17 protein-coding genes are annotated in these 19371 nt (G+C 62.4%); 7 read left to right on the top strand and 10 right to left on the bottom strand.

The genetic code is table 11. The features are described 5' to 3' along the window. The first annotated feature begins 3 nt into the window (after nucleotides 1-3). On the top strand, nucleotides 4-1548 hold the full coding sequence (locus KF691_06260) for a hypothetical protein (protein ID MBX3389043.1): 1545 nt from the start codon (nucleotides 4-6) through the stop codon (nucleotides 1546-1548). A gap of 84 nt (nucleotides 1549-1632) precedes the next feature. On the opposite strand, the gene clpX is transcribed toward KF691_06260, so the two are convergent. The 5 genes from clpX to KF691_06235 all read right to left on the bottom strand — a co-directional run bounded on the left by clpX (nucleotide 1633) and on the right by KF691_06235 (nucleotide 5353). Continuing rightward, entirely contained in the window at nucleotides 1633-2952 is a 1320-nt protein-coding gene (gene clpX, locus KF691_06255) for an ATP-dependent Clp protease ATP-binding subunit ClpX (GenBank protein ID MBX3389042.1), read from the bottom strand. 219 nt (nucleotides 2953-3171) lie between these two features. Then, a complete protein-coding gene (locus KF691_06250; GenBank protein MBX3389041.1) occupies nucleotides 3172-3435 on the bottom strand; it encodes a hypothetical protein in 264 nt (87 codons plus the stop codon). Between the two features lie 22 nt (nucleotides 3436-3457). Next, nucleotides 3458-4207, bottom strand: coding sequence for a hypothetical protein (locus KF691_06245; protein ID MBX3389040.1), 750 nt, complete (start codon nucleotides 4205-4207; stop codon nucleotides 3458-3460). 135 nt (nucleotides 4208-4342) lie between these two features. Continuing rightward, nucleotides 4343-5032, bottom strand: a complete 690-nt coding sequence (locus tag KF691_06240; protein ID MBX3389039.1) for an HAD hydrolase-like protein — start codon at nucleotides 5030-5032, stop codon at nucleotides 4343-4345. A gap of 36 nt (nucleotides 5033-5068) precedes the next feature. Beyond that, the gene (locus tag KF691_06235) at nucleotides 5069-5353 is read right to left on the bottom strand and encodes an acylphosphatase (protein ID MBX3389038.1); all 285 of its coding nucleotides are present in this window, start codon (nucleotides 5351-5353) and stop codon (nucleotides 5069-5071) included. 84 nt (nucleotides 5354-5437) lie between these two features. Between KF691_06235 and dnaG the strand changes: the two genes are divergently transcribed. The 3 genes from dnaG (at nucleotide 5438) to KF691_06220 (ending at nucleotide 10911) form a co-directional block, all read left to right on the top strand. After that, a complete protein-coding gene (dnaG, locus tag KF691_06230; GenBank protein ID MBX3389037.1) occupies nucleotides 5438-7318 on the top strand; it encodes a DNA primase in 1881 nt (626 codons plus the stop codon). A gap of 46 nt (nucleotides 7319-7364) precedes the next feature. After that, nucleotides 7365-9443: an RNA polymerase sigma factor RpoD gene (gene rpoD, locus KF691_06225; GenBank protein MBX3389036.1), complete on the top strand. Its 2079-nt coding sequence runs from the start codon at nucleotides 7365-7367 to the stop codon at nucleotides 9441-9443. Between the two features lie 325 nt (nucleotides 9444-9768). Beyond that, nucleotides 9769-10911 carry a TerC family protein gene (locus KF691_06220; protein ID MBX3389035.1) on the top strand — a complete coding sequence of 381 codons (1143 nt, stop codon included), beginning with the start codon at nucleotides 9769-9771 and terminating at the stop codon, nucleotides 10909-10911. On the opposite strand, the gene KF691_06215 is transcribed toward KF691_06220, so the two are convergent. The 4 genes from KF691_06215 to KF691_06200 all read right to left on the bottom strand — a co-directional run bounded on the left by KF691_06215 (nucleotide 10881) and on the right by KF691_06200 (nucleotide 15861). Next, nucleotides 10881-11795: an alpha/beta hydrolase gene (locus tag KF691_06215; GenBank protein MBX3389034.1), complete on the bottom strand. Its 915-nt coding sequence runs from the start codon at nucleotides 11793-11795 to the stop codon at nucleotides 10881-10883. The two genes, KF691_06220 and KF691_06215, sit on opposite strands and share 31 nt — an antisense overlap. A 2-nt stretch (nucleotides 11796-11797) precedes the next feature. Then, on the bottom strand, nucleotides 11798-13975 hold the full coding sequence (locus KF691_06210; protein ID MBX3389033.1) for a site-2 protease family protein: 2178 nt from the start codon (nucleotides 13973-13975) through the stop codon (nucleotides 11798-11800). Between the two features lie 124 nt (nucleotides 13976-14099). Then, nucleotides 14100-14792, bottom strand: coding sequence for a thioredoxin family protein (locus KF691_06205; GenBank protein ID MBX3389032.1), 693 nt, complete (start codon nucleotides 14790-14792; stop codon nucleotides 14100-14102). A 226-nt stretch (nucleotides 14793-15018) separates the two neighbouring features. Beyond that, nucleotides 15019-15861 (bottom strand): hypothetical protein, encoded by an 843-nt coding sequence (locus KF691_06200; GenBank protein ID MBX3389031.1) that lies wholly within the window; start codon nucleotides 15859-15861, stop codon nucleotides 15019-15021. Nucleotides 15862-15892: 31 nt separating this feature from the next. On the opposite strand from KF691_06200, the gene KF691_06195 reads away from it, so the two are divergent. Together KF691_06195 and KF691_06190 are read left to right on the top strand one after the other, a co-directional pair. Then, a complete protein-coding gene (locus KF691_06195) occupies nucleotides 15893-16405 on the top strand; it encodes a rhodanese-like domain-containing protein (protein ID MBX3389030.1) in 513 nt (170 codons plus the stop codon). Beyond that, nucleotides 16405-16872, top strand: a complete 468-nt coding sequence (locus tag KF691_06190; protein ID MBX3389029.1) for a hypothetical protein — start codon at nucleotides 16405-16407, stop codon at nucleotides 16870-16872. Before KF691_06195 ends, KF691_06190 begins: the two co-directional genes overlap by 1 nt. Nucleotides 16873-16881: 9 nt before the next feature. Here the strand turns inward: KF691_06190 and KF691_06185 are convergent, their stop codons facing one another. Further along, on the bottom strand, nucleotides 16882-18090 hold the full coding sequence (locus KF691_06185; protein ID MBX3389028.1) for an RtcB family protein: 1209 nt from the start codon (nucleotides 18088-18090) through the stop codon (nucleotides 16882-16884). A gap of 114 nt (nucleotides 18091-18204) precedes the next feature. Here KF691_06185 and KF691_06180 point away from each other — a divergent pair, with 114 nt between their 5' ends. Further along, nucleotides 18205-19359, top strand: coding sequence for a 2-deoxyribose-5-phosphate aldolase (locus KF691_06180; GenBank protein ID MBX3389027.1), 1155 nt, complete (start codon nucleotides 18205-18207; stop codon nucleotides 19357-19359). The last annotated feature ends 12 nt before the right edge of the window (nucleotides 19360-19371 follow it).

Below are 19371 nucleotides of genomic sequence, written 5' to 3'. Positions count from 1 at the left end.
CGAGTGGACGGAAAGGACCACGTGAACCCGGGGCCTGATTTGGCGGACGCGATTGCGTTTCGTGCCGCGATGCGCGATGATCCGTCGGCACCCGGAACATCGGACGAGGGCGGGCCTGTCGCGCAGGGAAGAATCGAGCTCGGCTATCCGTTTGAGGATGCGGACGTGCTCGCGGACCTGTTTTTGAACGACGGACCGACGGTCGCAAGGATCGGCCCGGGCGGACTTGTGAAGCCGGCCGCGCCGATCGCCAAGGAGCCGTTTTTTCAGGAAGCAAAGCCGCAAGCGAGCGCCGCTCCGGCCCGCGGCATCTCTTCGAAACAGTCGCCCGAAATCGAACTGCTGCTGGTCGGACACCTGCCCGTCCTGGGTTCGGCTTGGGTGCTCCAATACGCCAAGCACGTCGCGCAGAAAACCGGCTGCCCGGTTGGCCTCGTGCGGATGAGCGGCGGCGAAGCGTCGATCGATCTGACACTGCCGCCGAGCGAAGTGCCCCCCCGCAGCGGGCCGATGCCGAGCATCGCCGACGCGGTGCACTACGTCTCCGAGCGGACGGGGCGCTGGATCGTGCGCCTCGATGAGAGCGCGGATCGGGCGACGCCCGCCGACATCGCTTCGAGCATTCATGCCGTCGATCGCGTGACCGTGCTCACGGGCGCCGACGAGGCGGCGGTCGTCGGCTGTTATCGGGTGATCAAGACCCTCGAACCCGGGGAGGCGACTCCGCACCTGCATGTCGCGGTGATGGGCTCGGTTGCGGAGCGATCGGAAGAAGCCGCGGCGAAGCTTTCCCGCGCGGCTGAGAAGTTCCTGCAATCGCGGGTGACAAGCGAGGCGTGCAGCGCGAAGATCACACCTGGATCTTCGGTGAATGTCTATCGCGGCAGGCCGAATGCCGGGCACGCAGACCTGATCGCGCTGCTCAAAGGCGGGCCGGCGCCAACCGAACAACAACTCGAACGCGAGCCCGCTCTCGACGCTCCCGAGATGTATGACGACGAGGAACTCCTCGTTGAATCCGATCGGTTCGACGAGTCACCGGTATCGAGTCACGCGGAGACGGCGCTGATCGAACCCGCCGTGATTGCCCCACCGGTTTCTCGAGCGCAGCCGACTGCCGCGGCGGTGGAAACAAAGGTCGTTGCCGAGAACAGCGTTCGCCCGCCCGCGGCAAATACGGGCACAACCGGATTGGCTCGCCACCTGACGAATCTCGAATCGATTGCTTCACGCTGCCCGTATGCGCCCGACGTGGAACTTGCGATTGATCCGCAGGGCCGCCTCCATCTGATCGCACGTGCAACCGAAGACCCCGGGTGGGCGCTGGGAGCCCTGACGACCGCGAGCGCGTGGGCCCAGGCCCACTCCACACTCATCGGGCTGGCTCATCCGAAACTGCGTTCCGCTGGTGCGATCTGCCACCTGATGACCGCCGAACCCAAGAGCGTCCGCCGATTGGGAGATGGCGATATCCGCCTGCATCTGCTCACGGCTCCGCCGGGCACGCGCGAACAGGATGTTGGGTGGGTTTGCGTTGAGTTGAATTAGGCTCGCCGGATCGAAGCCGCGTCACACAAAAACCTCCGCGCCCCACGCGCGGAGTTTCGTATGAACTCCCGAAGCCGGGTTCGCTTACGCCGATTCCTTGAGCCGGCGAAGTTCCGAGAGATTGCGCTTGGAGGTCACGGTCTTCTCATCGATGATGTATTCCGCACCGGTGTTGTCCATGTCCGGCAGCTGATACATCAGGTCGATCATCAGTTCTTCCATGACGGCGCGGAGCGCGCGGGCTCCGGTATCGCGCTTCACGGCTTTCTCCGCGAGAGCCCGCAGCGCACCGTCGGTGAACGTGAGCTTGGCGCCCTCGAGCCCGAAGAGGTGCTGATACTGGCGCACGATGGCGTTCTTGGGCTGCGTGAGGATGTTCACGAGCGCATCGACCGAGAGCGGCATCAGCGGCGCGAGCACCGGCAACCGCCCGACGAATTCGGGGATCATGCCGAACTCGATCATGTCGTCGGCGGTCACCTGCGAGAGGACGCGAGCCGCGGACTCTTCGCCCCGGGCGCGATCCTGATCGATGTTGAAACCGATGCGGGTCTTGCCGAGGCGCCGACGGATGATCTCTTCGAGGCCCACGAACGTGCCGCCGCAGATGAAGAGCACGTTGGTCGTGTCCATCTGGATGTACTGCTGCTCGGGGTGCTTGCGTCCACCCTGCGGGGGAACGTTGCTGGTGGTGCCTTCGAGCATCTTGAGCAGGCTCTGCTGCACACCCTCGCCCGAGACGTCGCGCGTGATGCTGACGTTGTTGGACGTCTTGCCGATCTTGTCGATCTCGTCGATGTAAATGATGCCGCGCTGGGCCGCCTCAAGGTCGAAGTCGGCGGCCTGCAGGAGCTTCAGGAGCAGGTTCTCGACATCTTCGCCGACGTAGCCCGCTTCTGTCAGCGTGGTCGCGTCGCCGATCGCGAACGGGACCTTGAGCATGCGCGCGAGCGTCTTGGCGAGCAGCGTCTTGCCCGAGCCAGTCGGCCCGATCATCAGGATGTTGCTCTTGTCGAGTTCGACCGAGCCCGCCTCGGCGCTCTCGATGTGGAGCAGGCGTTTGTAGTGATTGTGCACCGCGACCGAGAGGGCCTTCTTGCCCTGGTCCTGCCCGATCACGTACTGATCGAGATAGTCCTTGATTTCGCGCGGCGCGGGAACTTCACGAAGCGCGGTCGTCACGGTACTGACGCGCCGGCGCTCCTGGCGAAAAATGTTCTGGCAGAGCTCGGTGCAGTGCGAGCAGATGTAGACCTCGCTCGGACCTTCGACCATCGGGCCGACGTCGCGGCTGGTCTTGCCGCAGAACGAGCAGGTCGTCACCTTGCGGCCGCGGAAGTTTGAGTCGTCACGTCCGGGAGCACCCGGCGGCGTGTTGGGATCGTCGTTTTTGCCTTTGGCCATAGAGTCACTCTCGTCCGAACATCAAACCGAGCGCACGCCCGCCTGAATCGGGAGTCTATCGGCCAAGTCGCCTTGGTTCCTGACCAAGTTGGGCCAAGTGCATGAACGAAACGCGTACGCGCCCGAATAACCGGCAAGTTTTTGACAGCGCGACGTGCGGCCGGATCGCCAGCGACAACTTATCCACAATTGCGTTTCCTGAAGTCACGCGTGCGTTGTTTATCGGTCATTCTCGGTTGGCGGGGTGGCAGCCGCTTTCTCGACGAGTTTGCGGCGCACGCGATCGAATTCTTCTTTCGAGAGCTCGCCGCGGCTCTCCATCGCCCGCATCTGCTCCATCAGCGAGCCTTCGTCGGCTTCGGTCTTCGCTTGCGCGAAGACTTTTTTCCGGAGCGAGAGGATCAGAAGTGATCCGCTGAGCACGACACCGAGCAGTATTGCGACCGTGATCAGGACGTCAATATTTGCGGCGGCGAGTACCAAGGCGATACATCCCCCGTCTCGCTTAACTGCCCGATGCGATCGCATCGCGAATCGGCACGAGCAGAGTCGGAACGACGCGTGATTCGACGAGTTCTTCGCCCAGCTGGCTCAAAGAGCCGAGGATCTCGGTGAGTTCCTTGATTTCGGAGATGGATCCGAATCGTCTGAGCGTGAGATAGACACTGATGGGTTCGGGCGGCGCATCGGCATCCCGGAACCCCGTGCTTGTTCCGGCACGGGTCTTCACCTCGAAGTAGATCTCGGTGTCTTCTCTACCCGCGAGACGCAGGCCCAGGAGCGGCTGGCAATCGACGGGCACGGCGCCGGGCAATTCGGCCAGTTGAGCCAGCGGCGAACCGGCGAGCAGAGCTTCGTAGACGATGGCGTCGTGGTTGCCGCCGGCGGCGAGATCGAAGCCGTAGAGCAACTCGACGTAGTCGACGTCGAGCGGGCTGATGTTCAGGAAGAACGGAGCGGCATCGAGGATGTGCTTGTGGAGGCTGTAGCTATCGGCGGATTCGGACGGATTGACAACACCGGAACGAATGTTGTTGGAGCGGACGGCGATCCAGCGGTGCGTGCCTTCGTTCTGAGGAGATTCGAGTGCCAGTTCCTCGCGGTAGCGACGGAACGCCGACATCGTCGGGAATTGTTTGCGGACGCGCTCGAACAGATCGAGAACGGTGTCGCGCCCGCGCGGCAATTCCATCTTCACGGACAGCTTCTGATTGATGTAGTAGTCCGAGCAGAGGGCCCGAAAGCTTTCACTCATCTCGTCACCCGCTCCTTGGGCTGGCCTTTGATGCCCGTTCCGACGAAGACAAACGGATCCGACTCGTCCGAATGCTAGCGGTCGTCCGGAAAAACTCAAAGAGCCCTGTCGTTTCGTCGACCGCCCCGCCCCAAGTCACGCCGACAAGAGGCAATCGGCGACCCGCTCGGTTTCTGAAAGATCGGCGAACGCGAAATCCGCGCCGCAACTCAGGAGTTCCTCGCGGCTGAATTTTCCGGTCGCGACGCCGATCGCCACGTGTCCGTGCGTCTTGGCGCAGGCCACATCGTGCGGGGTATCGCCGATGATGACCACGCGCTTGGGATCCCTCCCGTTTTTGCGGCGGAAGCGATCCAGGGCGACCGGCGGCAGGTGATTCCGCTCGGGAGGATCGTGCGGCGAGTCGTCTCCCCAGGCCGAGACGGTGAAACGCTCGGTCGCGATGCCGCAGGAACGGACTTTGAGCATGCCGGTGGTCTCGAAGTTTCCCGTCAAGAGGCCCATCGTCAGGCCGTCGGCCCAGTCGAGGCGGGTGAGAAGTTCGTTCACGCCTGGCATGGAACGTCCAACCGAGCCGGCGCGAAAGGTTTCATGCATGCGGCGTTCGTATTCCGCCCGGAATGCAATGAGCCGTTCGCCCGTCGGCGCCAGCCCGGCGTTGGCGAGCATGTCGCGCATGATCAATGGATCGAGGCGACCGGCGAACGAGACGCCCCCGGCGTGGCAGCCTTCGCCGAAGAGATGTTTCCCGGCGCTTTCCATGGCGCGCATACCCGCACCGACTGTGCTGAGAAGGGTTCCGTCAATATCGAAGAGAAAAAGCATGCGGGAGATTCGGGAAAGAAGAGCGGAAGCGTACGCCTAGCGAGCAATCACGAAGTCGGTCTCGGCGGGGTCGACCTCGAGGCTCATGCGCGATTGAGAAGCGATGTTGGATTCGAGCCGGCCCGCGATATCTTGAAGGAATGTTTCGACCGCCGCGGGCGATCCCTGCGCTTCGAGCGTCACGTTCCCGTCGTGCTCATTTCGAACCCAACCCGTGACCGGATGGGACGAGGCAATCCAGCGGCAGGTGGCGCGGAACCCCACTCCTTGCACCCTGCCGGAATAGGTCACGCGGAATCGAATGTGCTCTTGCCGGCTCATCGCGGAAAGGATTCTTGCGGCATCCAGAAGGAGTTTCCCGGGCCCGAAGCACCCCGTTCGGAACCGTGCAAGAATCGCACGCCGATGGCGAACACGATCTGGCAGGACGATGGAGACAAGCAGCGCGTCCGCGACGCGAGCGACATCGTTCGGATCATCGGCGAAGTGGTGGCGCTCAAGCCCAAGGGGCGCGAGTACGGCGGGCTCTGCCCGTTTCACGATGACCACAATCCGTCGATGGCCGTGGTGCCCCACAAGCAGATCTTTCACTGCTTTGTCTGCGGCACCGGAGGAGACGTGTTCACCTTCGTGCGCAAGTTCCACAAGATGGAGTTCCGCGAAGCGCTCGAGTATCTCGCGCAGCGCGCGGGAATCGAGCTCAAGCCGCGCCGGCGCGAGACGAATGAGGGCGGCCAGGAGGGCATTTCTCGGCAGCAGATCTTCGAGGCCAACGCGGTCGCGACCGAATTCTTCAAGGCGATCTACAACCACCCCGAGCACGGTCGCGCGGCACGAGCCGTCGTCGAGAAGCGCGGCATCTCGTCGGAAATGGTCGAAAAGTTCGGCATCGGCGCTTCCCCTGATCGGTTCGATGGGTTGTTGCTCACAATCAGGAACAAGCAACTCGATCCGCGCGCCTTCGCGGAGGCGGGGCTGCTGCGCACGAAGATCGAAACCGGGCACATGTACGACACGTTCAGGGATCGCCTGATGTTCCCGATCACGGACGTGATCGGGCGCCCGATCGCGTTCGGCGGCCGCAAAATCAAAGAAGAAGACGAGCCGAAGTATCTCAACAGCCCGGAGAGCCGGGTGTTCAACAAGTCCGCGACGCTCTTCGGACTGGCGCAGGCGTCCCGCGCGATCCAGGTACAGCGAACCGCGGTCATCACCGAGGGATACACCGACACCATCGCGTGTTATCAGGCGGGACTCGAAAACGTGATCGCCACGCTCGGAACGGCGCTGACGCGCGAGCACGCGGTGATCCTGCGCCGTTTGTGCGATCGCGTCGTGCTGCTGTTTGATGGTGATGAGGCGGGGCAGCGTGCCGCGGATCGCGCGGCGGAGATCTTCTTTTCCGAGCCGCTCGATGTCGTGGTCGCGACGCTCGAGAAGGTGACAGACGCGAAAGACCCGGACGAACTTCTGAAGCGCGAGGGCGGGCTCGATCTGCTGCGGCGGGCGATCGGCGCGGGCGTGGATGTGTTGCGTTATCGGTTCGCGCGGGTTGCAAGGACCGTCGCCGGAGGCGGGATCGCAGTCCGCAGCCGCGCGGTCGAAGAAGAAGTCGCGCGGCTTGCCGAACTCGGGCTGAGCGAAGTCGAACCCGTGCGCCGGCGCATGATCATCCGGGAATTGGCGCGGCTCGCTGACATCGGTGAGGAGACGATCGCGCGTGCCATCCCCGTCGCTCGAGGCGCTCGGAAGCGGCCGGAACAAGCGATCCAATCCCCCGCCCCGGCTGCAGAGTCCGCCGGAACGCCTTCGGCGCTTGCGCGTCTGGCGACGGGTTCGCTCCGAACCATCGAAGCGCTCGTTGGGTGTGCGCTCTGCGATCCTTCGTTGCTTGGAACGCTCGATCGCGAATCGGGTGAGTTGCTTTCGCCGGAACGCTTTGAGACCGCGGAGCTGCGGGAACTGGCGGGCGTGCTTTTGTCCATGCCCGAAGGCGGCCCGAGAGACCTGAACACGCTGCTTCCGCTGCTCACCACTACCGACTCGCAGAGTGCCGCGACAATTCTCCAGGCTCGGACTGATCGGGAAACGGGGAGCGACGCCGATCGGCTGAAGCGGCATTGGAGCGAGTGCCTCCGACTAGCGCACATCGAATCGAAGAGGTCCGCTCCGGCAATGCCCACCGGCGATACGGAAACGCTCATCGCCCGGATCGCCCAGGCCGCGGATCGGAGCCAGCGTCATGGCGCCAACTTGAAGATCTATCCCAAAGCCGGGGGACGCTGATACCCTTGCATTGTCCAGAATTCACCACAATTGGAGCGATGGTCGCGTGATCGCTGAACTCAATCCTGCGTTGTCGGAACTTATCGAACTCGGGCGCAAGCGCGGGTGGCTCAGTTACGAAGAGCTGAACAACACACTCCCCGACGAGATGGTCGATCCGGAGCGGCTCGATGAGTTGCTGGTCCTGATCGACCGGCTTGGGATCGAGCTGGTCGATGAACTCGAGTTCAAGGCGCGGCGCTTCCGCGCGCAACGAGCCGAAGAGAAGCCGGGCGTTCTCCCCAAGCTCTTTCGCGCTATGACCGTCGCGGGTGGCGAACGCGAAGCAGAAGCTGCGCAGCTCCGCCAGAGACTTTCGGTCGGCGAAACGCCTCCCGTTCTACACGGCTCGCTCGCGCCGGCGCCGCCCGCTGCCAAGCCCGAAGCCGAGGTTCCGGCCGAAGACGAAGACTCCTCCGAAGACGAGGCACGCGACCTCGACGAGCCGGTGCCCTTCGAACTCGGCGCGAAGCGCATCGACGACCCGGTGCGCATGTATTTGTCGCAGATGGGCACGATTCCGCTGCTCACCCGCGAAGAAGAAATCCGGCTCGCGAAAAAGATCGAAACAACGCGGATGATCTTCCGCCGGCGCTGCCTCGAGAGCGATTATGTGGTTCACCAGGCTGTCGAGACGCTCCGGCTCGTGCACACCGGCGACCTTCCGTTCGATCGGACCATGCGGATCAGCACCGCGGAGACGAACGCCAAGGAAAAAATCGCCAAGCGCATCCCTTTCAACCTGCGCACGATCGAGAAGCTGCTCGAACTGAACCGCGGAGACTGGGAGCTTTTTCATCAGGCGAAGAAGACCGGCGATGCCGAATCGACACTGCAATTGCGCAGCCGCCTGGCGATGCGCCGTCGCCGCATGGCGGCACTGACCGAAGAACTCTGTCTGCGAACCGGGCGCATCATCCCGCTCTCACGCAAACTGCGCTCCATCGCGAACAAGATGCACGAATTGGAGGCCGACCTTCGGCTGGCGGCGAAGCACCCGAAGAAGTTCGAGCCCGACGATGTCGCGGTCATCAAGGAAGAGCTCGAGGGACTGCGCTCCCTGGTCCGGGAAGAGCCGGCCGAATTGACCAAGCGCGTGCGGGCCATCAAGACGGTTTTCTGGGAGTACGAGCAAGCCAAGCGCGACCTCTCCGGCGGCAACCTGCGCCTGGTCGTCTCGATCGCGAAGAAATACCGCAATCGCGGCCTCCCCTTCCTCGACATCATCCAGGAGGGCAACACCGGGCTCATGCGGGCGGTGGACAAGTACGAATACAAACGCGGCTACAAGTTCAGCACCTACGCCACGTGGTGGATCAGGCAGGCGATCACCCGCGCGATCGCCGATCACGCCCGCACGATCCGAATCCCGGTGCACATGATCGAGACGATGACCAAGCTGCGCAACATCCAGAAGATGGCGCTGCAGGAGTCTGGTCGTGAGCCCACGATCGAAGAACTGAGCGACAAGCTGAGCATCAGCGCTTCGGAAGTCCGCCGTGTGATCAAGATCAGCCGTCACCCGGTGAGCCTCGACAAGCCTGTCGGCGAGAGCGACGACAGCTTCTTCGGTGATTTCATCGAGGACGAACGCCAGAGCGCGCCGTCGGATGCCGCGGCGCACGACATGCTCAAGGCACGCATCGAGGTGGTGCTCAAGACTCTCACGTACCGTGAGCGCGAGATTATCAAGCTGCGCTACGGGATCGGCGACGGCTACACGTACACGCTGGAAGAAGTCGGTCGCATTTTCAAGGTGACGCGCGAACGCGTGCGACAGGTCGAGGCGAAAGCGATCCGCAAACTGCAGCACCCCGTACGCGCCCGCAAGCTTCAGGGCTTTGTCGACGGAAGCGTGTACAAGGAAGTTCGCGGGGAGATGGACTCTGCATCTCACCTCATCGAGCGCGAGCAGATGATGACGCGTGTCGAACAGTTCGAAGCCGACGACGGGATGATGCCCGACGACATGAGTGATGAATTGCCGGAAGAGTTGAGCGACGTGGCGCCCGAACGGGCAGACCGATTGGCCGATGGGCACGAGCCCGAATCCTCGGACGACGACTCTTCGACCGAAGTTCCGTGAAGAGCGACCTGCTACGATGGCCCGCAGTTGTTGGGGAGTAGCCATCGGGGAGCAATCCCGATCGGAAGGCCGTCAACACGGCGTGTTCTTCTGAATCCGCCCGGCCCCCGAGCGCGTGTTTCGTCACGCTCCGCGCAAGACCGACACCGGCGTGAGGCAATCCGCCCGCGCGCCGGAAGAGTCTTTGCACGGAGCGACCAATGCCCGATCTACCCCAACGATCATTTCGCGAAGCGAATTCCTTTTCACAGACGCGCGTCCCGGAGTCGAGGCAGGCGGGCTCTTTGGGTTGCAGGCCGGGCCATACCCACGCGGGGACCGCACCATGATCTGGCTCTACACGGGCTTCGTCACATTCGTGCTGATCATGCTGGCGCTCGACCTGTTCGTGGTCAATCGCAAGCCGCACGCGATCAGCGTCAAGGCCGCGGTCTTCTGGACCGGGGTCTGCGTTGTTCTCGCGCTGGCGTTCAGCCTCGTGGTTTTCCAGATGTACGAGCACAATGCGCTCGGAATCGGCGACGCGGCACGCGAGCGCAACGCGTTCCTGATCACGTCGCGCTCCGGTCTGCCGGAACTGAAGATCGGGGCTGCGATCCCGGATTTGCCGACCGACACCGGCCAGTCCGCCGAAGCAATCGAGGCCAACGTAAGAGCGTGGGAGAACGCGCAGGCGGCGCTCGGAGCGAGCGACCGCAAAGTCGCATGGCAGGCGACGCTCGAATTCCTGTCCGGCTGGCTCATCGAATACAGCCTGAGCCTCGACAACATATTTGTCATCGCGATCATCTTCTCCCACTTCGCGATCCCCAAGATGTATCAGCACAGGGTGCTCTTCTGGGGAATTCTCGGCGCACTCATCATGCGCGGCATCATGATCGCGCTCGGCGCCGTCCTCATCATGCAGTTTCAGTGGATCCTGTATGTCTTCGGCGCGTTTCTCATTTTCACCGCGGGCAAGCTCGTGCTCGTCGATGACCACGAAAGCGATCCGGAGAAGGGCCTGATCTACAAGACAGCGCGCCGGATGTTCCCGTTTCATGCTTCGATCGAGGGACAGAAGTTCTTTGTCAGGAAAGACGGCCGGCTTTGGATGACGCCGCTTTTTCTGGTGCTCCTGATTGTCGAGGGAACCGATGTGGTCTTCGCGGTCGATTCGATCCCGGCGATTTTCGCGATCACGCAGGACCCGTTCCTGGTCTTTACTTCGAACGTCTTCGCCATCCTCGGCCTGCGCTCGCTCTACTTTGCCCTGGCCGCGATGATGGACAAGTTCCGATTCATCAAGCACAGCCTGGCGATCGTGCTCGCGTTCATCGGGGTCAAGATGATCCTGCTCTACTGGCACATCCACCTGCCGACGGCCGTTTCGCTCGGGGTCATCATCTCGGTACTCGGAATCGGCGTGCTGGCCTCCATGCTCATTCCGCCAAAGGCTCAAACCGAAACGCCGGACCCGGCGCTCTGAATCACGCGAGAAAGAAAATCACCGGCTGCCGCGGCCGCGATTCCGCGGCATGCAGGATTCGTCCAGAGGTCGTTATGCCGGCCGCCTGCAACTTCGACCAGTTTCGCATCCGGCGCGACCCGCACGATTTCCGAGGCATCTTCGCGCGGACAGATCGCGTCCTCGCTGCCGCGAAGGACGAGCACCGGGCAGGAAACGCCTCTTGCGACCTCGGCGCGGTCAAAGCCTCGCCACGCCGACTTTGGACGGCCTTTCCGCAAACCGATCAGCCAGAGCGCCGACGGAAGATTCACGCGCCACGGGCTGCCGCGGGCGCGCATCACGTGCATGGCTGGAGTCTCCGGCATTCGGTAGGGCGCTTCGGCGATGACGCCCGCAACTCTCATCTTGGCTGCGGCGGCGAGTGAAACACCCGCGCCGAGCGACCAACCCATCAGCACTTTGTCGGACCCGACCTCGAGCGAGTCGACCAGTCGGAGCAGGTCGTCAGCTTCGGAGAGTCCGAGTTCGCACGCCCCGCCTGATTCGCCGTGACCCGGCAAATCCCAGGCGATGAGGCGTGAGCAAAGGGGCGCGAGGGCTGAGACGCGTGAGAGCGCCCCCACTTTCGAATCGGACCACCCGTGTGTGAGAACGACGAGCGGTCCGCCGGAATCCAACCCTTGAATGTCCCAGGCAGCGAGACGTTTGCCCGCCGATGAGAATTCGAATCGTCGGAACTCGAGCGGCGGAGCCAACTCGCCGGGATCACCCGGTAACCGCCTGGCCACCGCCCACGCGTACGTCCGCCGTGGCGGGTATTGCAATATCAACAAAGTGCTCGCAACAAGAAACCCGGCGTAGCACACCAGGCCGAGAGACAGCAGAAGCGCGAGTCCGGTCATGCTCAGAACGACCGGAAGAGGTTGGAGATATCGTTGAAAGTCACAATCAGAAACATCGAACCGATCAGGACGAGCCCGGCGAGCGTCACGGCGTTCTGCACACCCACCGGGACCGGTCGCTTGAATATTTGCTCATAGAGAATGAACAGGAACTGGCCGCCATCCACGATCGGGAGCGGAAGGAAATTCACAACCGCAAGATTCACACTCACGATGGCGAGGAAAAAAAGCAGCCAGATGATGCCGCGGTCGGCGAGAAGTGTTCCGACGTGAGCGATCCCGACCGGACCCTGAAGGTGCGTGACTTTCAGCGTGCCCTCGAACAGCCTGCCGAACGTCAGATAGACCCGGAGCACCATCTGCTTGGTCTCCGAAAGCCCGAGCATGACCGCGTTCAATGGGCCGGAGCTGCGCCGGAGTATCTGCGCCAGCTCGAAAGCAGCGGCAATCGGAGGAGCGTTCCACTTGAGCGCGAGAAGCGCTTCGACATCGGCGGGTGCGAGACGAAGCGTCAGTGACTCGACCGGAGATTTGGCTTCCGGCTCGCCGGCGAGCGACGGCGCACGCACGGTCAACTCGACGTCCGCGCCGTCCGAAGGAGCGCCGGCCACCGCACGCTGAAGTTCAGTGCGAATATCGGCAAAGGTGTGGACCTCGTGCCCGGCGACGCTGAGCACACGGGTTCCCGGGCGGATGTTTGCCCGCGAAGCCGGTGTGGCTCGTGTTTTCGCGAGCGCGCCCGAATCCGGCTTTGCCGGCTCCACGATTTCGCGTGCGACCGGGACCCCAAGCACGGTGGAACCCTCTCGAATCGACGACGCGGTGAATCCGACCGTGCCGTCGCGACCCACCTCGAGCGTGAGGGGTACTTCCTTGGACGATCCGGCCTCTTCGCGCAGGACGGTGGCTTCGATGGTGCGACCGGCGTTGCTACGAATTTCGCGCAACCCCGCTTCGAAACTCGGATACTCAACGGTGCCCAGACGCAAAAAAACGTCGCCGTCACGCAGCCCCTTCTTCGCCGCGGCGTTCGCGCTTTCCACACCGAGCAGCGAGGTCAGCCCCGCGACGTTCGGTTGGACGCTGAGAGCTCCGCCGGGCAATTCGAATTCGGTCAATTCATACTGCGGATCAGGCCTTGTGGAAATCGTGACCCGCTTTCCTTGCTCGCCCACGAAGACAAGCTCCAACGGCTTGCCGCCGGATTCGCGCGCCATCCGCGAAAGATCGAAGGAATACTTGATGTCGGTGTTGCCGTTGATTGAAACCAGGCGCATTCCGGGCTCGACTTCGGCAAATCCGAGCTTGGCGAGTTGCTTCTGAAACTCTTCGCGCTGGCGCGTCGAGCGCGGATTCTCGATCTGTAGCGAACGGGCGGGCTCGATGCCGAGCGCGAGCAGCCTCGATCCCGAGTCCGCCGCGGGCATAATCGAGAAATGAAGAGCTTCGGCAACACCGGGACGGAGAACTTCGATTTCGACCGGCGTTTTGCGTGAAGCCATCGCCGCGGCCATCGTGATATCGGTGAATTGGTCCGCCTTCTTGCCGTCCACGCTCATCACTTCGTCGCCGGGCTTGAGCCCCGGCTGCTCGATGTGCAACGCCTGCGCGTTGGTTGCGACAGCGGTTGCGCCCGGGAGACCCGGCGCGACTCCTCCGATGATCGGCGGCTCGGTCGGCAGCCCGACGCGGAAAACGATGATGAAAAGCAGCACGGCGGTGAGGATGTTGAGCGCCACGCCGGCGCTGATCACGATCATCTTCTTCCAGGGAACGCAGCGCTGGAAGCTGTCCGGCGCTTCACTGACCGCGTCCGGATTCAGGTCTTCCTGTCCGAGCATCTTCACGTAGCCGCCGAACGGCAGCCAGTTGAGGCGATACTCGGTCGGCGAGATTGTGTGGTGCGTTGAGCGGTTTCCTTCCACGGTTGTGGAACCCGCGGCAATAGCTCGCAACCGGTCGGTGTATTCCTGTTCGCTGCTTCCGCGCCGGAACCCGAGGCCTTTGCGGTATGAAACTGCAGCCGGACCGAACCCGAGCGCGAACGCCAGCACGCGAATACCGGCCCAGCGCGCCGCGAGAAAATGGCCGAGTTCGTGGACGAAAATAATCAGGCCGAAGCCGATCACGACAAGGGCGAAATCGATCAGGGTTGCAAACATTCCCGAGATATCGGGCATGGGTTTCTCCGTCTGATCCTATCGACGAGCCGCACCCCCCGTTGTTCGCAAAAAAGAACGCGGGCCCCGGGATTCCGGAGCCCGCGTGACGTTTACAGAGTCGTTTCAGGAGAAAACGACCGGATCACGAGCCGTATTTCACCGTGCAGCCGTAGGGCTTGGTCTCGGTCGTGGTCACCTTGCTCCCGGCGAGGATTTCGTCGAGCGCCTTGGCAACATAGTTCGTCTTGCCGACGCCCTTGCCCGGCTCATCGTCGATGGCGCCGTGATAGGCAAGCGTTCCGTCCTTGTTGATGATGTACATCTCGGGCGTGCGCTTCGCGCCGTACATCTTGCCGACACTGCCGGTTTCGTCGAGCAGAATCGGGTATTCGATCTTCCAGTCTTTCTTGGCCGAGGCGTTCGTGTCCTTGCCCGCGCCTTCCTTGCCCGCCGCGCCGGAGTTGATGGCGAGGAATACCACGCCCTGCTCGCTGTACTTCTTGTTCAGGTCGTTGAAGGTGTTGGCGCCGCTCTCGTAGTGCTTCTTGACGTACGGGCAGCCGGGGTTGAACCACTGCAGAACCACGATTTTCCCGGAGAAATCGGAGAGGTTCACCGTCTTGCCGTCGGTATCGATCAGCGTGAACGCCGGCGCCATGCTTCCCACCTTCGCAACTTCCGCCTTGTTCGAATCCTTCTTGTGATCCTGATGCTTCTCGCTGTGCGAGGTTGCCGGCTTTTGGTCTTGCTGATCCGGGCTGCTCATCGCCACTGCGGGGAGAATGATTCCGGCCGCGGCAATCAAAGCGACAAGCGACAGTTTCGAACTTTTCATCGACTCGTTCTCCTGAGTGGGCCGTCGCGCCGGGGTTTCGCGAGCGACCGGGGTCCGTCCGCGGCAACACGCCGCACCAATCCCCTGATACCGATCGTCTCTTACCGATATCGGGCCGAAACGGTTCGCGAGCGCACGAGCGCGGGCTCCGTCCCGGGCATCGACCGATTGTTCGACGCCTCGAAAGCCGGCGTGGTTCCGACTCACTTCGCCACTTCCGCCCACATCAGGTCGATGAACGCTTCTTCACCGTGTAATACGAGGGCTGGGCCGCGCCCTTCAACCAAACGCCCAAAATGCCGTCCGCCACCATTTGGTCTTTGTTTGCACCTTCGAACTTGAGCGTCATCGTCTCGGACTTCGACAGCGTTGCTTCCCAGACTTCCTTGATGTCGGCGCATTCCGGTCCGGGGTAGAACTCGAGCCTCTCAGCACCCGGCACCTGAATGGCAAGCACTCCGTCGCGAAACTCGAGGCTTGCCGTGTCCGTCGGGAACGGCCGGGGCATAAGTGAGCGTGACTTTTCGATCTTGCCCGCGTCGGCGGAGCGAGCAGGCTTGTCGGCTTCAGCGCCCACTGCGAGTGTCGCCGTGTCTTCACCGGCGCCGAAAACGCACACATCGGAACATTCGAGCCAGCCGAGTTTCAGTCGGATCTTGGCTTTGTCCCCGGGCTTTGCGCTCGCCGGAACCGTCATCGGAAGCAGCAGAGTCACTTCTTCTTCGTAGACGCTGTCGTAAATGCCGCCCGGCGCGACGAATCGCTTCGGAGCGGGCCATTGGATTTCGCCGAGCGAATAACCCTTTGGAAGATCGCTCTTTTCGATCGACGGCGGGTTGCCTCCGCCCGGAGCGCCCTTGTAATACACGTGCCAGTGCGGCTCCATCGTGAATACCAGCCCGAGCGTTTCGGTCGTCCCGGGCGTCAATTCCGCGTGCTCGCTGATAATGCGAAACTTGACGTGCGGCCGATCCTTTGATTCCGGAGCTGCGCTTTGTGATTGGGCGAACGCGCTCAGAAGAGAGAGTGCCGTACCCGCCAGAACCGCCGCGACCAGGGAGTGATTCATGCAGTGTCTCCGTAACGCGTACTGTCGCATCATGCTACGTCCGTACCAGCGCCGTGTTTGCTCATCCCTGCCCGCACCGACGCTGTTTGCCGCGGCAATCGTTTCGCTCTCGCTTGTCGGATGCGACAAGGACACGCGCGATTCGGACATTGTGAATGTCAAAGTCGCGGAAGTCTCCGAACTCGTGAAAAACGCCGAGGGCGAGCCTCTCGCGCTGCTCTTGATTGACCCGCGGCCCCAGACTGAATTCGAAGAGGGTCACATTCCCGGTGCGCGAAATCTTCTCCTCACCCGCTTCGACGGTGAAAAAGGGCGAGATCCGCGGATCGTGCAATTCAGCGAATCGATCGTTTACGGCGAAGACCCCTCCAGCCCGGTCGCCCGCGCGGTCGCCAAGCGCATGCTGGCGATGGACTACAAGGACATCCGCTTTTTCGCCGGCGGCCTCAACGAATGGAAGGCCGCGAACCTCCCGATCGAGACCGGGCCGAGCAAACCGCTTCCGGCGGCAAAGACGGCGACGAGCAGAGGACGGGCACGCTAGTGCGCTTCGCTCTTGCGGGCGTTGCGATATCTTCCGTCATTCTCGCGGGTTGCGAAGTCAGCGACAAAGACGTTGTCTGGATCGATACCGAGCGCGCAGTCGAGTTCCAGAACCGGCGCGAAAGCGATCCGCGTGCCGCCCTTTTCATTGATCCGCGTCCGACAGATTCGTTTGAATCTGCGCACATTCCGGGCGCGATCAACAGCTCGCTTGCGACATTTGACGGCGAAAAGGGAATCGACCCTCGCATCGCACAGTTTGAGAGCATCGTCGTGTACGGTCAGAACGCGGGGGACAAGTCCGTCGCGGCGGTCGCAAAGCGAATGCTCAAGATCGGGTACTCAGATGTCTTTGCGTATTCCGGCGGACTTGACGAATGGAGCCGATCTCGCCTTCCTGTTCAAACCGGTCCGAGCGCCTCGTTGCCGCCAATCGAGAAATCGACGCGGCGCGGAGCGAGCCGCTAGGAACGCGACTCAGTCTTCCGCTTTCTCGCCTTCCGGCGCCATCTTCACCAGTTTCGGGTCGAACTTCCCGACGATTTCGACAAGGTCCGATTGTGCCGCCATCACGGCGTGGATGTCTTTGTAAACGCCCGGGACTTCGTCGAGCCCGGCGCTGATGACTTCAACACCCTTTTCGCGCAACTCTTTTTTGACATTTCCCCACGCGAAAGACTGGCGCGCCTTCGTCCTCGACATCACGCGCCCCGCGCCATGACTCGACGAATCGAGCGACCCCGCGCCGCCCTTGCCCCGCACGAGAAATCCGGGCGCCGCCATCGAACCCGGGATAAATCCGAACACACCCGGTGCCGCGGGCGTTGCGCCCTTGCGATGCACGATCAACTTTTCGGGCCCGCGCCCGACATCGTGCGTTTCTTTCCAGGCGAAATTGTGATGGTTCTCGAAATCCGCAAGCACCTTCGCCCCGAGGTGCTTGGCGACATGCTTGTGGATCAGCGCGTGATTCGCCGACGCGTAGTGACCCATCAAATTCATCGCGTCCCAGTACTCGCGCCCCTCTTGGGAATCGAGATCGAGCCAGGCGAGCCGCGATTGCTCCTTCGGCAGATCGGTGCGTGTTTGCATCGCGAGCCTGGAATAGTGGTCGCACACGCCCGCGCCGGTGCCGCGCGAGCCGGAGTGGCTGAGGAGCGCGAGATACGTGCCTGGCGCGAGGCCGTTTGTCTCGGCGTTGAGTGTGAAGACGCCGAACTCGACAAAGTGATTCCCGCTCCCGCTGGTGCCGAGCTGAGCCGCGGCTTTGTCATTGAGCCGCGTTGTCACCGGTGAAACGGTCCAATCACGATCCATGACGTCGTGATCGCGCCGCTTTTTGAATTCGCCGCCGACCCCGAACTTTGTTTCATCTTCGATCGCCCTGGTCAGCCGCTTGCGCCCGTGCTCGGTTTCGAGTTCTTTCACGGGCAGCTCGACCACGCTCAATTTCACGCGGCACGCGATATCAACGCCAACCGCGTACGGAATCACCGCGCCGCGCGTCGCAAGCACGCCCCCGATGGGCAATCCGTAGCCGACGTGGGCATCGGGCATCAGCGCGGCCGCCGCGGCAACCGGGAGCGCACACGCGTTCTGCATCTGACGGATCGACTCCGATTCGAGGTCGGTGCCCCACTGTTTCCAGGCGATGCGGCCGGATGAGGATGGGTGATCGAGGGGCATGCCGATCTTTGCCTCCCAAGCCGGCTCAAATCGTGCGTCCCTACCTCTTGCTCCGCAAAACTCCGCCGACTCCACACCTCCGCGTTCTCTCCCGCTCCCCGCGTAAACTTCCCCATGCGTAGCGGCACCAAGACCGCAGTTCGAGATTTTGCCCCCAGCCCGCGTGTTGACGCCGTCATGGCCGCCGAACGCGCGGCGAGTTTCACCAAGCGCTCGATCAAGACTAAGAGCAAGATGGCGGGCCTCAAGCTCGCTCTCTCAATGCTCGATCTGACCACGCTCGAGGGCAAGGACTCGCCCGAAAAAGTCCGGGCGCTCTGCGCCAAGGCGGTCAAACCGGGTGCGGGACAGAGCGATCTGCCTGAAGGCTTGCCCAGCGTCGGCGCGGTTTGCGTCTACCCGAACCTCGTGAAGCACTGCCGCGATTCGCTCGAAGCGATGGGCGCGCTCGGACGCGTAAAGATCGCATCGGTCGCCACCGGGTTTCCCAGCGGCCAATATCCGCTCGATGTTCGGCTCGATGACACGCGGCGCGCGATTCACGATGGCGCTGACGAGATCGACATGGTGATCAACCGCGGCGCCTTCCTCGCGGGGCGTTACGACGAAGTCGCCGATGAGATCCGAGCCGTCAAACGCACCTGCCTCGAAGAAGGAGTGAAAGCCGCTCGCCACGACGGTGGAGGCAAGGGTCGACCCATTTCGCTGAAGGTCATCCTCGAAACCGGCGAACTCGAAACACTCGACAACGTGCGTTTCGCCAGCGACATCGCAATCCGAGCGATGGACGAGGCGCTCTCCGAATTCGGCGGGGCTGCGGCGAAGTCCGCACCTGACCAATCCCAAGCGTCGGCCGCGAATGGCACTCTCTCAAATGGGTCTTATGAGTCCCAGAGGACCCTCGCGATCCATCCCGCTTCCTTCGATTTCATCAAGACTTCCACTGGAAAGGTGACTCCTGCCGCGACGATGCCCGTCACGCTGGTGATGCTCGAGGCGGTGCGTGACTGGTACCTCGAAACCGGCAAACTGGTCGGCGTGAAGCCGGCGGGTGGTATCCGCACCGCGAAACAGTCGCTGCATTACCTCGTCATGGTGAAAGAGACGCTTGGCGCATTGCCGGGAGTGAACGAATTGCATCCTGGCGGCTGGCTCACGCCCGAACTCTGGCGGTTCGGAGCTTCCGCGCTCGCGAACGACATCCTGCGCCAGATCTCCTGGCTGCATTCGGGCAAGTATCGAGCGAACTACGACGTCACGGAGGCGTGACCCACGAAAGGG

It is taken from the genome of Phycisphaeraceae bacterium (genome assembly GCA_019636555.1).
Taxonomy (GTDB): domain Bacteria; phylum Planctomycetota; class Phycisphaerae; order Phycisphaerales; family UBA1924; genus JAFEBO01.
The sequence above is the reverse complement of the archived record's forward strand: the minus strand, read 5'-3'. Positions and strand labels throughout refer to the sequence as shown.

Excerpts from the sequence above, each read along its gene's own strand:
- KF691_06205 (MBX3389032.1), bottom strand. The coding sequence starts at position 14,792 with ATGAAAAGTTCGAAACTGTCGCTTGTCGCTTTGATTGCCGCGGCCGGA.
- dnaG (MBX3389037.1), top strand. The coding sequence starts at position 5,438 with ATGGCGAACACGATCTGGCAGGACGATGGAGACAAGCAGCGCGTCCGC.
- KF691_06210 (MBX3389033.1), bottom strand. The coding sequence starts at position 13,975 with ATGCCCGATATCTCGGGAATGTTTGCAACCCTGATCGATTTCGCCCTT.
- clpX (MBX3389042.1), bottom strand. The coding sequence starts at position 2,952 with ATGGCCAAAGGCAAAAACGACGATCCCAACACGCCGCCGGGTGCTCCC.
- KF691_06215 (MBX3389034.1), bottom strand. The coding sequence starts at position 11,795 with ATGACCGGACTCGCGCTTCTGCTGTCTCTCGGCCTGGTGTGCTACGCC.
- KF691_06180 (MBX3389027.1), top strand. The coding sequence starts at position 18,205 with ATGCGTAGCGGCACCAAGACCGCAGTTCGAGATTTTGCCCCCAGCCCG.
- KF691_06220 (MBX3389035.1), top strand. The coding sequence starts at position 9,769 with ATGATCTGGCTCTACACGGGCTTCGTCACATTCGTGCTGATCATGCTG.
- KF691_06235 (MBX3389038.1), bottom strand. The coding sequence starts at position 5,353 with ATGAGCCGGCAAGAGCACATTCGATTCCGCGTGACCTATTCCGGCAGG.
- KF691_06240 (MBX3389039.1), bottom strand. The coding sequence starts at position 5,032 with ATGCTTTTTCTCTTCGATATTGACGGAACCCTTCTCAGCACAGTCGGT.
- KF691_06200 (MBX3389031.1), bottom strand. The coding sequence starts at position 15,861 with ATGAATCACTCCCTGGTCGCGGCGGTTCTGGCGGGTACGGCACTCTCT.
- KF691_06195 (MBX3389030.1), top strand. The coding sequence starts at position 15,893 with ATGCTACGTCCGTACCAGCGCCGTGTTTGCTCATCCCTGCCCGCACCG.
- KF691_06185 (MBX3389028.1), bottom strand. The coding sequence starts at position 18,090 with ATGCCCCTCGATCACCCATCCTCATCCGGCCGCATCGCCTGGAAACAG.
- KF691_06245 (MBX3389040.1), bottom strand. The coding sequence starts at position 4,207 with ATGAGTGAAAGCTTTCGGGCCCTCTGCTCGGACTACTACATCAATCAG.